The sequence below is a fragment of the Streptomyces sp. CC224B genome (assembly GCF_030010595.1).
GTDB classification, from domain to species: Bacteria; Actinomycetota; Actinomycetes; order Streptomycetales; family Streptomycetaceae; genus Streptomyces; species Streptomyces longispororuber.
Genome location: NZ_JASCXL010000032.1, coordinates 1 through 14,221 on the forward strand (window position 1 = coordinate 1; position 14,221 = coordinate 14,221).

Here is a 14,221-nt window from a genome sequence, read left to right on the forward strand (position 1 = left end):
GCGCCCGGCGGGGGGGGCGGGCGGCCCCCCGCCCCGCCGGGGGGGGGGGGTCCCCCGCCGGCGGGGGGGCCGGGCCCGCCGCCCCGGCGGGCCCCGGCGCCCGGGACCGCCCGGGGCGGGCGGCCGGGGCCGCCCGGGTCACCAGCGGCGCGGCGCGGACCGGGGCCGGTCCGCGGGAACCGTGCGGCTGTGCCGCGCGCCGACGCGGCGCGCGGCCTCGGTGAGGGCGTGGGGCGGCACGGGGGCGTCCGTGGCGAGGGCGGCGAGGGCGTGCGCCGGCTCCCCGGCGCGGGCCACCCGCATCGACTCGATGCCGACGCCGGCGGCGGCGAGCCGCGTGCCGATCTCCCCGACGGCGCCGGGCCGGTCGGGGTACTCGAAGAAGGCGAGGTCGCCGTCCAGGGGCAGCTCCAGGTCGTACCCGAGGACCTCGGTGAGCCTGCGGTGCCTGCGGATCCCGGACAGGGTGCCCGCGAGCCGGACGGTGGCGCCGTCCGCGCCGATCGCCCGCAGCGCGACGGCGCTGTGGTGGCTGCCCGCGTCGGCGGCGCGGCCGAGGCGGACGGTCAGGCCGCGCTCGCGGGCGCGCAGCGGGGCGTTGACCAGGCTGACCGGATGGCCGGACGGCCCGCTCAACACGCCCTTGAGCGCGGCCAGTTCGAGCACGTCGGCGTCCTGCTCGGCGAGGGCGCCGAGCAGCGTGACCTCCAAGTGCGACGGGAGCGAGCCCGCGAGGGCGGTCAGTGCCTCGCCGAGCCGCTCGGCGAGCCCGAGCCACGGGCGCACGGCGTCGCTGACGGCGTGGCCGTGCATGTTCACCACGTGCGGCCCGTACGCGCCGCCGAGGGCGAGCCGCACCGACTCCGCCGCGCTCACCGCGCCGCGCCGGGCGGCCTCCGCGCTGCGGGCGGCGAGCCGGGGCGTGGCGACGACGTTCTCCAGGCCCACGAGACCGGCGTACGCGCCGGCCGGGTCGAGGTCGAGGGCCGCGGCGGCGACGCGCCGCTCCTTGAGGGCCACCCGCAGTTCGTGGGCGTCGACGACGCCCTCGTCGGCGACCGTGACCAGGCGTACGCCGTGCCGGACGCGGCGCAGCGCCTCGAAGCCGAGCAGGCCGCGGGTCTCCTCGGTCAGGGGCGCCTGCACGGTGAGGAAGTCGGCGGCGGCGAGGACCTCGTCGAGCGGGGCGAGCCGGACACCGAGCGCGGCCGCAGCCTCCGGCGCCGCGTAGGGGTCGTAGGCCACCGGACGCATGGCGAAGGCGGTCAGCCGCTCGGCGACGAGGGAGCCGACCCGGCCGAGCCCGATGAGCCCCACCGTCCTGCCCGCCAGCTCCGCGCCGCCGAACCGGCCGCGCTGCCAGGCCCCGCCGGTCAGTGAGGCGTGGGCCTGCGGGATGTTGCGGGCCACGGCGACGAGCATGCCGACGACCAGTTCCGCGGTGCTCAGGCTCTCGGCGTCCGGGGCGGCCGTGACCTGCACGCCCCGCCGGGTCGCCGCGGCCACGTCCACGGCGCCGAGCCCGGCGCCCGCCCGGGCGACGACCTTCAGGCGCGGCGCGGCCGCGAGGGCCGCCGCGTCCAGGGCGGGGCCGTCGCCGAGGAGCACCGCGTCCGCACCGGCCAGCGCGGCGCGCAGCCCGTCCGGGCCGGCGCCCGCGTGGCGGACCACGGCGGGGCCGGGGCCGAACAGCGCCGCGGTGTCCTCGGGCAGATCGCCCGCGAGGACGACGACGGGGGCGGGCGCCGGCTCCGCGGCCGGGGCGGTCGCAGCGGATGCCACGGTGGTTGCGACCGGGGCGACCGGGGCGCTGGGGGCCGGTCCGGCCAAGAGGCTGTTCTGGGGCATCGCACGCTCCGTACGAGTAGACAGCGGCTGCGGGCCGCCCCCGGTGTCCGGTCCGTGGCCGGACGCCGGGGGCGGCGCAAGTCTCGAAGCGGCCGCCATATCCGGCCTATACGTGTCCGGCCCGCACGCACCGCCGCGCCACAGCGGCGCGGTGGTGCGGCGCGGCGGTGCGGTGGTGCGGCGCCCGGCGCGGTCAGGCGCAGTCGCGCACCGGGTTGTCGCGGGTCATGACGCACGCGATGCGCTCGCCCTTGGTCTCGCCGTACGTCCGCTTGAGCTCCTTGCGGAAGTCGGACCACTGGCGGCGGGTGTCGGCGATCGCGCCGTCGACCGCGCGGCGGAAGTTGTCGCCCACCTTGCCGCGCGCCGTGCCCGGCTCGGTCGCGGCGCCGGTCACCGGGTCGATCAGGCCGTTGTCCTTGTTCACGTCGCTGTGCTCGATGCGCTGCGAGCAGCCGAAGAGGACGGTGTAGCAGCCGGTGGTGAGGTCCTTGGGCACCGAGGCGTCGGCCAGGCCGGTCGCCGTCAGGTCGAGGAACGGCGCGGGCCGCGACTGGCCGAGGCCGGGCGGGTTGTCCTTGGCGAGGGGGCGGGCGGTGTCGTGCTTGTCCGCCCAGTTGCTGTGCGAGTAGAAGTCCTGCACGCCGTGCAGGGCGCGGCCGAACCCCTCGACGGCGTTGCACTTGGCGCGCCCGGACACGCCGAGGAAGAACGTGCAGTCCTTGCCCAGGTCGGCGCCGTCCGCCGACACCGACCCCGTGGAGTCGAGGGTCCGCCCGGCCGCGGACACGCCCTCGTCGAACCGCTTCTGCAGGTGCGTGACGCACTCCCGCAGCTTGGTGGTGGCCTGCTCCCGGGTGCGCGGGTAGCCGGGCTTGTCGAGGAAGTCGGCGTCGTCGCAGTGGGCTGCGGTCGTGAAGGTCTCGTCGGAGTCCGGCGACCCGACCGCGCCGAACGTGCCCTCGTGGCCCGCGACCTGGTCCAGGGAGCGCGGCTCGAAACAGCCGCCGTCCGAGGCGGCGCCCGGGGCACAGGCGAGGGCGGCCCGGGTGATGCGCTCGTGCTCACCGTGCTGGCCGAACTTGTTGACCGTGCCGAAGGCGTTGGCGGGCTGCGCCTGCGCCGTCAGGAGCGCCGGCGCCATGACGACACAGGCGCCGAGCGGAAGAGCGGCACGTCGGATACGGGACTTCGTGTTCACCATGCTGTCGCTTCACTAGGGGGGTGGGTGTGCTGAGTGGGACAGCGTCCGACGGGGGTCTATATGCGGGCGATATTCGGGGGAGGGCCGTGGGGGAGCACCCCGAAGGGGCGCGGGGAACTGCGCGCCCGGCCACGGACCACGGCCACTCCTGACACCCCATCAGGGGGTCCGCTCGACGAGACGAAGGCCACCCAGGCTGATCACCACCGAAAGCGCCCTCGACGACCTGCCCAGGAGGTGTTCCGGCCTTCGCATCCGTACAGTTCACCGTCACCCAGTAGCGCCTGAAAGGCGGCCGCGCCCCGCTCGGCCCCCCAGCGCGCCGCTGCGGACATCACAGCCCCGGTGGCCGACGCGGACCGCGGCGCGGCCCCTGCCGCACGTGGTGCGCACGCGCTCGCAAACGCCCCCGCAGCCTGCGTGAACCGTCAATCAAATAGGTGGCGATTCAACCTAAGTGTTACGACAGACTCCCTTGACAGGCTGCGTGGTGCTTCGCCAGGTTTGAGCCGCGCCGGGCGGCCCGGAATTCCCGGGTCCCGGCGTCCGAGCGCGCAGACGGCCCGCCCTGACCGGCGAGGCCTTGGAGAGACGGGGCGCAAGCCCTGAGGAGAGACAGGGTGAAACCGGCCCTGGACGTGACAGGACGCCCAGCACCTCGAGAGCATGTGACGCGCACCGCGCGTCGGGGGGAAGAGGAGCGATCGCCCATGCGATCCATGAGCACGCGTTCCACCGGCACAGGATTCACCGGCACAGGGCCCACCGGCACACGTTCCACCCGCACCCGATCCGGCAGCCCGCGCAGCGGCAGGGTGCTTTCCACCAACGAAAGCCCTCCACACGGCTTACGGGACCGCCCCGCGGCGGGCGTGCCCTTCGGGGCCGGTGCCGAAGGGCGGGCGAGCTGACGTGGACATCGAAATCCACCGGCCCCAGGAGCTGACCACCACGCTCCGCCGGGCCTGGCACCGCACGATGGACGAGTCACCCGACTACGCCAACCCGTTCCTCGCCCCGGAGTTCGCGGCCGGCGTCGGCAGGCACCACGGCTCCGGGGCCCGGGTCGCCGTCCTCTTCGAGCACCGCGAACCCGTCGGGTTCTTCCCGTACGAGCGCACCGCCCTCGGTGTCGGCCGGGCCATCGGCCTCGGGCTGTCCGACTGCCAGGGGCTCGTGCACCGCCCCGGGCTGACCTGGGACACCCAGGAGCTCCTGCGCGCCTGCCGCCTGAACACCTTCGAGTTCGACCACCTCGTCGAGGAGCAGAAGCCGTTCTCCCGGTACGTCACGGGCATGTTCGACTCCCCGGTGATCGACCTCAAGGACGACGAGGACCGCGGCGCGTACCCGGACTGGCTGCGGGCCACGTACCCCGGTCTGGCCAAGACGACGCTGAAGAAGGAACGCCGCCTCGCGCGCGACCTGGGGGAGATGCGGTTCGTCTACGACGAGCGCGACCCGGAGGCGCTGCGCCTGCTGATGCGGTGGAAGTCCGCGCAGTACCGCAGGACGGGCCGCATGGACCGGTTCGCGCGCGGGTGGATCGTCGACCTCGTACGGGACTTCTTCGACACCCGCGAGGAGTACTTCACCGGCCTGCTGTCCGTGGTGTACGCGGGGGACCGGCCGGTGGCCGCGCACTTCGGGCCGCGCTCGCGCACGGTGTTCGCGGCCTGGTTCACGGCGTACGACCCCGAGCTGCGCTACTACTCGCCCGGCCTGCTCATGCACCTGCGGATGGCCGAGGCGGCGGGCCGGGACGGCGTACGGCTCCTGGACCTGGGGCGCGGTGACAAGGAGTACAAGGACTGGCTCAAGACCCGCGAGCTGCGCGTCGGCGAGGGCTTCGCGACCCGGCCGCACCCGGTGGCGACGGCCCACCGCCTGTGGCGCAGGCCGGTGCGGGGGCTGCGGAACACCGTCCTCGCCCACCCCCGGCTGCGGGAACCCGCCGACCGCCTCCTGAAGACGGCCGGGGCCCTGCGCACCCGCGCCACCACACGGGCCGTACGGCCGCAGAAGCCCGGCTCCCCGCGAACGAAGAGGTGACGATGACGTACGGCGCACGGCTGGCCGCGACGATGACCCGGCGGCTCGGACGCGAATGCGTCTACACACCCTCGGCGCGCCTCGCCCTCTACCTGGCGCTGCGGCGCTGGTGCAGGCCGGGCGCGCGGGTGCTGATGTCGCCGGTGAACGACGACGTGATCCTCTTCGTGGTCCTCGCGGCGGGCCTGCGCCCGGTCCAGGCGCCCGTGTCACCCTGGACCGGCAACATCGACCCCGCGGCCGTCCCCGAGCCGACCTGGCGCTCGGTCGACGCGGTCCTGACCACGAACCTGTACGGGATGCCGGACCGCATGCCCGAACTGCGCGATCACTGCGCGCAGTTGGGCATCCCGCTCTTCGAGGACGCCGCGCACGCCATCGGTACGCACGTGGCCGGGCAGCCGATCGGCACCTTCGGGAAGGCGGCGGCGTACAGCCTGTCCAAGCACGTGGCGGGGATGGCGGGCGGCTTCCTCGCCGTCGAGGACGCGCGCGCCCGCCGCGAGCTGGAGCTGCTGCGCGACGACCTCCTGGTGCCGGGACGGCTGCGCGAGGACGTGGCGACGACGCTGCGCCCGCTGGCGCGCTCGGCCGTGCGCGGGCTGCACCTCGTGCGGCCGGTGTGGCGCACGCTCCAGCGCCTCGGGCTGCTGGAGCGGGACGGCTACCGGATGCCGCTGCACGCGCCGCGCCTGGCCGAGAGCGCCCGCGAGGCGCCGAGCCTGCCGGCGTACGACCCGTGGGTCCGGGTCGACCTGCACGGCTACCGGGCGCGGCACGGGGCTCTGGTCCGCGGCCAGTTGGCGGCACGCATGGCGGGCCTCGACGCCGACCTCACGCGCCGCCGCGTCGGTGTCTCCCTCCTGTCCCGCACCGCCTGGGCGTCCCCGGAGCTCCAGGCCACCGGGGACACGCCGCCGCCCCTGTTCCGCGTCCCGCTCCTGGTCGAGAACCGCGACACCCTGGTCGACCGCCTCATCACCCACGGCCTGGTCTGCGGCTACCTCTACGACCCACCCCTGGACGACTACGCCGGCCCCGACTTCGTCGACCCGTCCCCCGACCCGACAGCGGCCCGCTGGTTCGCCACGCACGTCCTGCCGGTGGACCCACTGCTGGCCCGGGAGGCGGGGCGGGCGCTGGGGCGGGAGGGGGCGAGGGCGGTGGACGTCGGCGCGGTGCCGGACGCGAAGGAGCCGGGCCCGGCGCGTAGGTGAGACGGCAACAGAGCGTCGGTTCCGCTCAGGGCACGTCGGCGCGACCGACTGTCAGAGCCATCGCCGCGCCGCCTCGACGCTGTCACCGCCACCGGAGTTGAACGCGATGGCTGCCTGGGGGGCGTGGCGCCGGACCAGGTTCACGATCTGCTCGAAGAGCGGAAGCAACTGCTCGGTCTTGCGGATCCCCGCACCGACGACCACGACGTCCCACGGGCGCTCGGTCAAGGACGCCACGAGTGTGGACTCGACGGACCCGTCGAACACGAGCAGCGTCATGGCGGCATCGATACCGTGCTCGTCGAACCGCCCCAACTCGGCGTCGAGCGCCGCACGCAGCGCTTCACCATCGACGCCAGGGATCGCTTGAGGGTCGTACCCCACAACAAGTGCAGAAGCCATGCAACGAACCTATCGAGCCCTGTTCTCACCCGCTCCACCGCCATCGACGACGAGAGCGACGCCCGGTGCCGCATCCCAGGCACCCGCGCTCACCGCTCAGGGAGTTCGCCCGCTCAGGGCGCCCCCCGGCTCAGGACCCGCGGACCACGCAGTCCTCCGCCTGCTTCCGCCCTTGCGGCCACGCCAGGCCGACGTACCCCAGCCTGCTGGGGGCCGTCTTCTCACCCGGGCGCAGCTCCACCACCGCCAGGGGCTTGTTGTACGCGTTGCCCGCCGGGGTGAGGCAGATGCGGCCGCTGGTGCCGTCGACGCGGTTGCTGGCCTGCATGGTGGCCCAGCGGTTGCCCACCTGCTCGGGGGTGGGGGCCGCCTCGCCGGGCAGCTTGGCGCCGCGAATGGCCTCGACGGCGGTCCGTACGCCGTCGTGCACCATCATGGTGCGGGAGTCCGCCAGGTCCAGGGGGCCGGTCCCACCCGCCTTGGCGGCGGTCTGGCGCAGCCGGGCCAGCTCGTTCAGCGGGTCGCGCAGGGAGCGGGGTGCCCGCGCCGCGTCCGGCCGCCGCCCGTTCCGCTTCCGCTCCTGGTCCTGCCACGCCCGCACCTCGGTGTCCCAGGCGTCGGGGTGGGCGGGCGCCGCGTACTGCACGGTCATCTTCGGGGCGCCGGAGTCGTCCAGGAGCTGCGCCCAGTCGTCGCCGGACATCTTGTTCTTCAGTGATGCCGCGTCCGAGCCGGAGACCACCGTGAACCTCGTGCCCGCGCAGTCGTCCTGCGCCAAGCGCTTGAGGAACAGCCGCAGATGCGTGGAGCGCCCGGCGAAGTAGACGGTGTCCGCGCCGGAGCTGCAGATCGTGTCGACCATCGGGCGGAACTGGTTGTCGACGTCGCCCTTCACGGAGATCCCGGCGGAGCTGAAGGTCATGGTGCCGGGGCCGTCCGGCCCCGGCTCCTCCTCCTCCAGCTTCTGGAAGGCCACGGAGAGGGAGTGGACGTACGGGTCGGCCCTGGTGTCCCGCACGACCACCGTCTGCTTGTTCTTGCGCTTGCCGCCGGTGTCCGCGAGCGCGCGGGCCTGCTCCTGGTTGGTGGGCAGGATGCGGGCCAGCCCTTTGAACTCGCGCTCCTTGCCCTCCTCGTTGGCGAGCGAGCCGGCCGACGCCCGTGCCACCAGCACCGGCACGTGGTGCTCGGTCAGGCTCCGGATGGCCGCCTCCGTGGTGGCGAGGGACAGATTGAAGCCGGTCACGGCGCGCAGCCTGTGCCGCGAGCGGGACATGTCGACGAGGTCGGGGACCACCTCGTGCTGCTTCAGGTAGTCCTTGCCGGGGTTGGCCAGCACCAGCCGCACCTTCGGGGCGCCCTCCTCGCGGTTGGCCCGGTACTGCGCGAAATAGGCGCCCTGCACCTCGCTGCGGAGCTGCTGCCTCTCGGCCTTCGCCTTCGGTTGCAGCGGGAGCAACATCGCCACGGTGACGTACGTATCGCCGAGCCGGCCGTTCTCCTCCGCGATCCGGTCGACCACCGGACCGATCTCCGGCACTCCCCAGTCGTAGCCGGACCCGTTGACGCCGATGCACTCCCCGCCGGACTCGGTCACGCCCTCGGCGCAGGAGCCCGCGTCCTCGGTGATCTCGTTCCGGATGATGTACGCGGCGATGACGAGCGCGACCACCACCGTGCACGTGATGATCCGCTTCAGCAGCGTCTCCCACGTCGCGTCGTACAGTCGGCTGCCGAAGGACCGGGACATCCGCTCAACTCCCCTGACCGATGTGGGACGTACAGGCGCAGGGCTGCAACGGGCGCTTGCCGGCGGCGCGCTTGCCCCAGTCCCCGGCGCGTTCGGCGAGCACGGGAGCGGCCTCGGGATACGCGAGCGCCAGGTCGCCGAGCAGACCCACCATCTTCTCGGCGGCCGCGACGTCCGCCGGCCGGGTGCGCTCCTCGCACAGCCACACGGCGTGCAGCAGTTGATCCAGCTGCCGCTCCAGCGTGGTGCCCACGATCTCCGCCACTTTCATCCGGGCGTGCCGCACGTCCGGGCCCCGCAGCAGCGGGGCCTGGGCGATCGCCAGCAGTTCCTCGCACCACTCCTCGGCCCGCGCACCGGACGCCGGGAACTCCTCGGCGAGGTGCCGTATCGCGCGCTCCGGGCCACCGCCCGCGACCAGGTCGTGGTTGAGGCCGTGCGCGGCGGTGGTGCCGAAGGCGTGGTCCGTGGCCGCGGGCAGGGCGCGGTAGTGCGCGTGCAGCAGGCTGTGGTTGCGGTGCCAGTCGGTGCGGGTGCCGGTACCGGTTCCGGTTCCGGTACCGGGTCTGGTGCGGTCACCGCTTCCGGCGGAGGTGCGGGTATCGGCGGGGGAGCGGGGACCGGGCTCAGCGCCAGTGGGCCCGTACAGACGGCACATCAGCAGCTGCCGCAGGCCGAAGTCGCCGATGAAGTGCCGTTCGCAGGCCGGCCAGCCGCTCTCCAGCAGGTACTGCTGCACCTGGTCCGCGGTGAGCCCGCCCGCCAGCTGCTCCAGCTCGGCACTGCGCAGCAGCGTCCGCGCGCAGTCGCCGGTGTGCGCGACCGACAGCTGCGTGAGCAGGTCGAGCCAGCGGTCGGCGTGCCCCACGGGCAGCCGCTCCGGCAACTGCCGCAGCACCAGCTCCTCCAGCAGTACGTCCCGTACCGGCGCGGGGGTACCGTCGAGGAGGGCCGGGTGGGCCAGCAGGTCGCGGTCGTTGTCCAGTACGGGCAGGTGCGCGGCCGCCTCCGCGAGCCGCTGCACCATCCGGGGGCGGTGGCCGGAGAGCCGCCGCACCGCGCCCTGGGCCCGCAGCAGCAGTCCCGCGCTGTCCACCGCGCCCACCTCCTCCAGCACCTGCTGCTTGATCTGCACGGAGGTGAGCGACGGCATGCGCAGCAGCAGCACGGCCTGTCCGAGCTGGCCGCGCGCGGGCAGCCGCTCCCACGTCCTGGGTGGCGCCTGCTCGTCCGGCCGGTACACCGCGAGCTCCTCGGTACGCTGCTCCCCGGCCAGGAACAGCGGCTCGGCCATCCGCTCGCTCGCGACGAGCACCGTGCGGCCCCGGTGCCCCTCGGCCCAGTCGTCGAGGGCGGCGGCCAGTAGCTCCCTCCCGACCGGCCAGTTGGAGTGCTGCAACAGGATGGCGGGCCGGCCGACGCGTCTCAGCCGGGCACCGGCACCGGAGTAGGCCGCTGTCACGTCCTCGCGCAGAGCCCGGAAGAGGAACCCCTCGGCGAACCGGCGCCCCTCCTCGCTCCTGCGGAAGCTCCTGCCGAGCAGCCGCAGCCCGGTGGCGGCGTTGCCGGCGGCGCCGGGGTAGTCCCGGTACGTGGTCTGCACCGGCTCATCGCCCTTGGCCGCCAGCGTCTCGAGGAACTCGGTCAGCGCCGCGCCCACCAGCGGCATCGCGGCCGGCGGGGCGACGACCGCCGCCAGCGCGACCAGATAGCCGTGCGTCAGATTCCGGAGGACCCGGACGGCCGCGGTCTGCGAGGCGTGCAGCAGCCGGCGGTACCGGGTCAGTTCCTCGTCCAGCTCCTGCTGCCGCAGCCCTTGTGCCGCCGCGACCGCGGCCATCCCGGCGAAGAACCGGGGCGTGGGCACGGCACCGCCCGGGCCGTCCCACTCCTCCATCCGCTGCGCGATGTCGTACAGCGTCTCCGTCGTGGCGGACCGGCAGGAGGGCCGCTCGCCTGCCTCCCTCTCGTACTGCGGATCGGCACAGTCCACCAGCGCCACCGGGGCCTTCCCGCCGAACCGGTCGCGCACCTCTTCGAGCAGCTGCTGCTTGCCCGTGCCGGGGCCGCCGGTGAGCAGCACGACGGGAAGGTCGGGACCGTACGGGAGCGCACCCATACGCCCGTGCGCGTTGCGCCCCAACAGCCGCGGAAAGAAGCAGTCGTCCCCGACCAACTCCTCGAACCCAAGCCTGGCCACCCTCCGGCTCACCCCCCGGTGCCGTCCAGCGTGCCCGCCCCTCGTACCGCGGTGGCACGCGACGGGTGAGCCGACGTCGCGGCGAGTGTAATGGAGCTGCTGGTGAAGTCCAGGCCAACAACGCAAATACAAGCCCGAGTTGGGGAACGGCGCGATGGGCGTTCGAACCGGGTGCGAGCCCGTCCGGGGAGGCCGGCGGCCCCGGCCCGGGCGGTGGCCCCGGGCCCAAAGAGCGTTACACGCTTTCGGACAGACGTCTCACGGTCGCAAGCGCGGCGTCCCAGGGATACGCCGTCGGCTTCCCGGACCCGGGCGGGTTGGGGACGAAGCCGCCCTCGCCGTACAGGACGGTGATGCCCTGCTCGCGCAGCTCCGTGATGCTGCGGTCCAGCTGACGGTGGCGCGCGTACGCGGCGTTCACACACGGCACCACCACCGTCGGGATGCTCTTGCCGATGCCCTCGGCGACGACGCCCACGACGAAGTTCTGGGTGAGGCCGAGTGCGCAGGAGTTGATGCTGTTGAACGTCGCCGGGGCGAAGAGGATCACGTCAGCCTTGGGCCAGGCGTCGGGCTGACCGGGCAGCTTGTAGTCGCTGCGCACCGGGTTCCCGGTGAGCGCGGCCAGCCCGTTCAGGCTCTCGTCGAGCCAGCGGGCTGCCGTCGGCGTCAGGCCGAGGCAGACGTCCCACCCGTCCGCCTGCGCCGCTTCGATCACCTTGGCCACGTCAAACACCGGAGGTGCCGCCGAACCGAACAGGTACAGGGTCCGTGAGGTCATACCGCCATCCCACCTCGCGGTATCGATCACACGCAACTGCCCTTGTTCCACCCGGAGCAGGGGCGGTTGCCAGTCCAGCGCCCATGAGCGCGGGTACCGTTCCAAATGGTGAGCCAAGAACGGAGCTCCAGTATGCCCAGAGACGACCACTCCGGAGCCCGAATCGCCCAGCACCGGAAGCGTGCTGGGCTGACGCAGCGCGGACTGGCCTTGAAGATCGGTTACTCGTACAGCATGGTCCACCAAGTCGAGGGCGGGCATAAGGCGGCGAGCCCGGAGTTCACAGCGGCGTGTGCGCGGGCCCTTCACGTGGACGTGACCGCGCTGACCGGCCAGCCGTACATGACCGAGCTCCAGCAGGACCGCCTCGCCGAGCTGATCCGACCGATCCGGGAATCACTCGACCTGTACGACCTCGGCGCGGATCCCGACGTCGCCGTGCGGGAGACGCCCCGGCTCGTCGCCGCCGCGGACGCTCTGTGCCAACAGGTGCGGGCAGCAGAGATCAGCAAGGTGGCCCGCGCCCTGCCCTGCTTCATCGCCGAGCTGACGACGGCCGCGTACCGGACCCCGTCCACGGCCCTGTGGGCGGCCCTCGGATCCGTGTTCCGCACCGCGCATGACGTCACCGTGAAGCTCGGCTTCTACGACCTGTCCACCATCGCCCTGGACCGGATGGAATGGGCTGCTCAGCGGGCTTCCGACCCGGTTCTCGCAGCGGTCCGCCAGTACATGCGGGGCCTCGTCTACCACCGTGAAGGGGAGCACACCATCGGGCTGCGCCTCGTGGACGCCGGTCACCAGCTCCTCGACCAGTGCGAGGAGAGCCCCGTATCACTGGCTGTCGCGGGCCAGTTGCACCTGGGCGCCACCGTCATCGCCGCGCGCGCTCGCGAAGCGGACACGGTGAAGGTGCACCTGGATGAAGCCAAGAAGATCACTGATCGCGTGGGCGAGATGGGCCACGTCCACTGGCTTTCCTTCGGACCGACGAACTGGGCAGCGCACGAGCTTTCCGCGCTCACCGAGATGGGGCGGTACGGCAAGGCCGTCGAGAAGGCGAAGAAGATCGTCATCCCCGACGCGTGGCCCTCCTCTCGCCGGGCTCACGTGTTGATCGACCGCGCGAGGTCGGAGATGGAGATCGGCCGGAGCGAGGCGGCACTGAAGTCGCTGGTGAAAGCTCGCGAGGTGGCCCCACAGCAGACGCGCTACCACCCTGGCGCACGAGCGACCGTCGAGGGTCTGATCCACCAGCAGCGCCGCACGCCCCACGCGTTGGGGCACATGTCCACCTGGCTTGGTCTGTGACACCTGGTGTCACTGAAGAGTGACAGTTGGCGCCCTTGTAGATGGTCACGCTGGTCATCACACCTGATCAGCGACGACAGGGGCACATCGTGGACGCCACCCTCGGAGCCGTATCACAGTGGCTGGCAGACGCCGACCCGCGGCCGGCCAACGCCTGGGCGGAGTGGGAGCAGCACGGCATAGCGCTTTTTCCGCTCGGCCGTCGCTTCGACGCGGTGCGCGTTCCGGCTGGTCGCTGCACGCCGCGGCGGGCAGCGACCAGCCGCGGACGGTGGCCGACGCGCTGGGGGACTGGCTCGCGGGGCCCGTACTGCGGAACCTGCGCAGCAGCCTCGGCCCGTACTACGTGCTCATCGCCCCGGGCGGCGCCGAGTGGGACGGCCCAGAGGAGCGGCTCTCCACGAACACCTACCTCGGCGTGCCCCGCCCCGGCCACCCCACCATGCTCACCCGCTGGATCATCGAGCCGCAGACACCCGGGAATCTGTGCGACCTCCGGCACCTGCGCGCGCTGCTGGCCACGGCCGACCCACTCAGGACGGTGGGCCAACGATGACCGTGCACCACGACCACACCCCGCCCGCTCCCGGTCCCGAGCCCGTCGAGGAGCGCCTGCGCGGCTGGGCCACCGAGGACCGCGACCGGATCGCGGTGACCATGCTCATCCAGGAGCACGCGCTGCTCGCCCGCCCGGCCGTGCGGCGCGTCCTGGTCGCGCGGACCGACGACGGCGTACGGGCGGACTGGACCCACCTCTCCCTCCGCCTCACCGACCTCGAACTCGACGACGCCGAGTACGCCTTCCTGGAGGTCGTGCTCGCCGTCGCACTCGGCCGCCAGGTCCTCCTCGACCGCGTCCTGCCGCTCGGCGAACGCCGCCTGGCCGTCGTGCTGCGCGCGCTCGCTGCTTGGGCCGGGGTGGACACCATCGCAGTAGGGACACGCTCATGACGACCACGCCGCAGCTCGACGAACTCCTGGCGCTCGCCCTCGGCGCCACCGCGACGCTGCCCCCTCCGGAGGAGACCGCCGAGGTGCACCGCCGTCTCGTCACCGAGATCCGCCTCCGTCTGCCCGGGGCTGAGCGGGCGGCCGCCGCGGCGCCGGTCCGCAGCCGGGACTGGTACCGGCACCTCAAGGCGATAGACGCGGCGCGCGATGTCCTGGCGCGGGGCGAGGAGCCGGACCCGCGCGTGGGCCCGATGGCCGCGGCCGTGCGTCTGGCAGAACTCGCCCGCCGCCTGCGGGAGCTGCGGGAGTACCCGGCCGAGGGTGAGGTGCGGCCGTGAGCGCGGGCGCGCCACTGTGCTGGCGCTGCCACGAACCGATCCGGCCCGGCGAGCGGACCGACACCCACGCCAAGGACTCGCCGTCCGGCGCCGGGGCCCACGTGGTGTGGCACGCGTGGCCGTGTCCGCACGAGGAGCCGGTCGGCGGACGAGGCCCGCGAGCGGAA

At 73.5% G+C, this 14,221-nt stretch carries 12 protein-coding genes; 6 read left to right on the forward strand and 6 right to left on the reverse strand.

Annotated features, from left to right (window positions below; genetic code table 11):
* Positions 1-138: 138 nt before the first annotated feature.
* Positions 139-1,848 (reverse strand): NAD(P)-dependent oxidoreductase, encoded by a 1,710-nt coding sequence (locus QK440_RS15235; protein WP_282793630.1) that lies wholly within the window; start codon positions 1,846-1,848, stop codon positions 139-141.
* Positions 1,849-2,041: 193 nt separating this feature from the next.
* Complete coding sequence (locus tag QK440_RS15240; protein WP_282793631.1) at positions 2,042-3,052, reverse strand: CinY protein; 1,011 nt, start codon at positions 3,050-3,052, stop codon at positions 2,042-2,044.
* A 912-nt stretch (positions 3,053-3,964) separates the two neighbouring features.
* On the opposite strand from QK440_RS15240, the gene QK440_RS15245 reads away from it, so the two are divergent.
* Both QK440_RS15245 and QK440_RS15250 read left to right on the forward strand, forming a co-directional pair.
* On the forward strand, positions 3,965-5,104 hold the full coding sequence (locus tag QK440_RS15245; RefSeq protein WP_282793632.1) for a GNAT family N-acetyltransferase: 1,140 nt from the start codon (positions 3,965-3,967) through the stop codon (positions 5,102-5,104).
* Between the two features lie 2 nt (positions 5,105-5,106).
* The gene (locus QK440_RS15250; protein ID WP_282793633.1) at positions 5,107-6,321 is read left to right on the forward strand and encodes a DegT/DnrJ/EryC1/StrS family aminotransferase; all 1,215 of its coding nucleotides are present in this window, start codon (positions 5,107-5,109) and stop codon (positions 6,319-6,321) included.
* A 51-nt stretch (positions 6,322-6,372) separates the two neighbouring features.
* Here QK440_RS15250 and QK440_RS15255 read toward each other — a convergent pair whose 3' ends face one another.
* From QK440_RS15255 to QK440_RS15270, 4 genes are all read right to left on the reverse strand, one after another.
* Positions 6,373-6,723, reverse strand: coding sequence for a hypothetical protein (locus QK440_RS15255; protein ID WP_282793634.1), 351 nt, complete (start codon positions 6,721-6,723; stop codon positions 6,373-6,375).
* A 130-nt stretch (positions 6,724-6,853) separates the two neighbouring features.
* Positions 6,854-8,473 (reverse strand): ABC transporter substrate-binding protein, encoded by a 1,620-nt coding sequence (locus tag QK440_RS15260; RefSeq protein WP_282793635.1) that lies wholly within the window; start codon positions 8,471-8,473, stop codon positions 6,854-6,856.
* Positions 8,474-8,477: 4 nt separating this feature from the next.
* Positions 8,478-10,556 (reverse strand): hypothetical protein, encoded by a 2,079-nt coding sequence (locus QK440_RS15265; protein ID WP_282793636.1) that lies wholly within the window; start codon positions 10,554-10,556, stop codon positions 8,478-8,480.
* Positions 10,557-10,908: 352 nt separating this feature from the next.
* Positions 10,909-11,454 (reverse strand): flavoprotein, encoded by a 546-nt coding sequence (locus QK440_RS15270; RefSeq protein WP_282793637.1) that lies wholly within the window; start codon positions 11,452-11,454, stop codon positions 10,909-10,911.
* 132 nt (positions 11,455-11,586) lie between these two features.
* Between QK440_RS15270 and QK440_RS15275 the strand changes: the two genes are divergently transcribed.
* The 4 genes from QK440_RS15275 (at position 11,587) to QK440_RS15290 (ending at position 14,054) form a co-directional block, all read left to right on the forward strand.
* Positions 11,587-12,765 (forward strand): helix-turn-helix transcriptional regulator, encoded by a 1,179-nt coding sequence (locus QK440_RS15275; protein WP_282793638.1) that lies wholly within the window; start codon positions 11,587-11,589, stop codon positions 12,763-12,765.
* A gap of 271 nt (positions 12,766-13,036) precedes the next feature.
* Positions 13,037-13,321 carry a hypothetical protein gene (locus QK440_RS15280; protein WP_282793639.1) on the forward strand — a complete coding sequence of 95 codons (285 nt, stop codon included), beginning with the start codon at positions 13,037-13,039 and terminating at the stop codon, positions 13,319-13,321.
* Positions 13,318-13,716: a hypothetical protein gene (locus tag QK440_RS15285; protein ID WP_282793640.1), complete on the forward strand. Its 399-nt coding sequence runs from the start codon at positions 13,318-13,320 to the stop codon at positions 13,714-13,716. The genes QK440_RS15280 and QK440_RS15285 overlap by 4 nt, the downstream gene beginning before the upstream one ends.
* Positions 13,713-14,054 carry a DUF6415 family natural product biosynthesis protein gene (locus tag QK440_RS15290; protein ID WP_282793641.1) on the forward strand — a complete coding sequence of 114 codons (342 nt, stop codon included), beginning with the start codon at positions 13,713-13,715 and terminating at the stop codon, positions 14,052-14,054. Before QK440_RS15285 ends, QK440_RS15290 begins: the two co-directional genes overlap by 4 nt.
* Positions 14,055-14,221: the final 167 nt, after the last annotated feature.

What these genes read in the sequence shown, in the direction of transcription:
- QK440_RS15235 (WP_282793630.1), bottom strand. Translation starts at nt 1,848, where the DNA reads ATGCCCCAGAACAGCCTCTTGGCCGGACCGGCCCCCAGCGCCCCGGTC.
- QK440_RS15240 (WP_282793631.1), bottom strand. Translation starts at nt 3,052, where the DNA reads ATGGTGAACACGAAGTCCCGTATCCGACGTGCCGCTCTTCCGCTCGGC.
- QK440_RS15250 (WP_282793633.1), top strand. Translation starts at nt 5,107, where the DNA reads ATGACGTACGGCGCACGGCTGGCCGCGACGATGACCCGGCGGCTCGGA.
- QK440_RS15255 (WP_282793634.1), bottom strand. Translation starts at nt 6,723, where the DNA reads ATGGCTTCTGCACTTGTTGTGGGGTACGACCCTCAAGCGATCCCTGGC.
- QK440_RS15260 (WP_282793635.1), bottom strand. Translation starts at nt 8,473, where the DNA reads ATGTCCCGGTCCTTCGGCAGCCGACTGTACGACGCGACGTGGGAGACG.
- QK440_RS15270 (WP_282793637.1), bottom strand. Translation starts at nt 11,454, where the DNA reads ATGACCTCACGGACCCTGTACCTGTTCGGTTCGGCGGCACCTCCGGTG.
- QK440_RS15275 (WP_282793638.1), top strand. Translation starts at nt 11,587, where the DNA reads ATGCCCAGAGACGACCACTCCGGAGCCCGAATCGCCCAGCACCGGAAG.
- QK440_RS15285 (WP_282793640.1), top strand. Translation starts at nt 13,318, where the DNA reads ATGACCGTGCACCACGACCACACCCCGCCCGCTCCCGGTCCCGAGCCC.
- QK440_RS15290 (WP_282793641.1), top strand. Translation starts at nt 13,713, where the DNA reads ATGACGACCACGCCGCAGCTCGACGAACTCCTGGCGCTCGCCCTCGGC.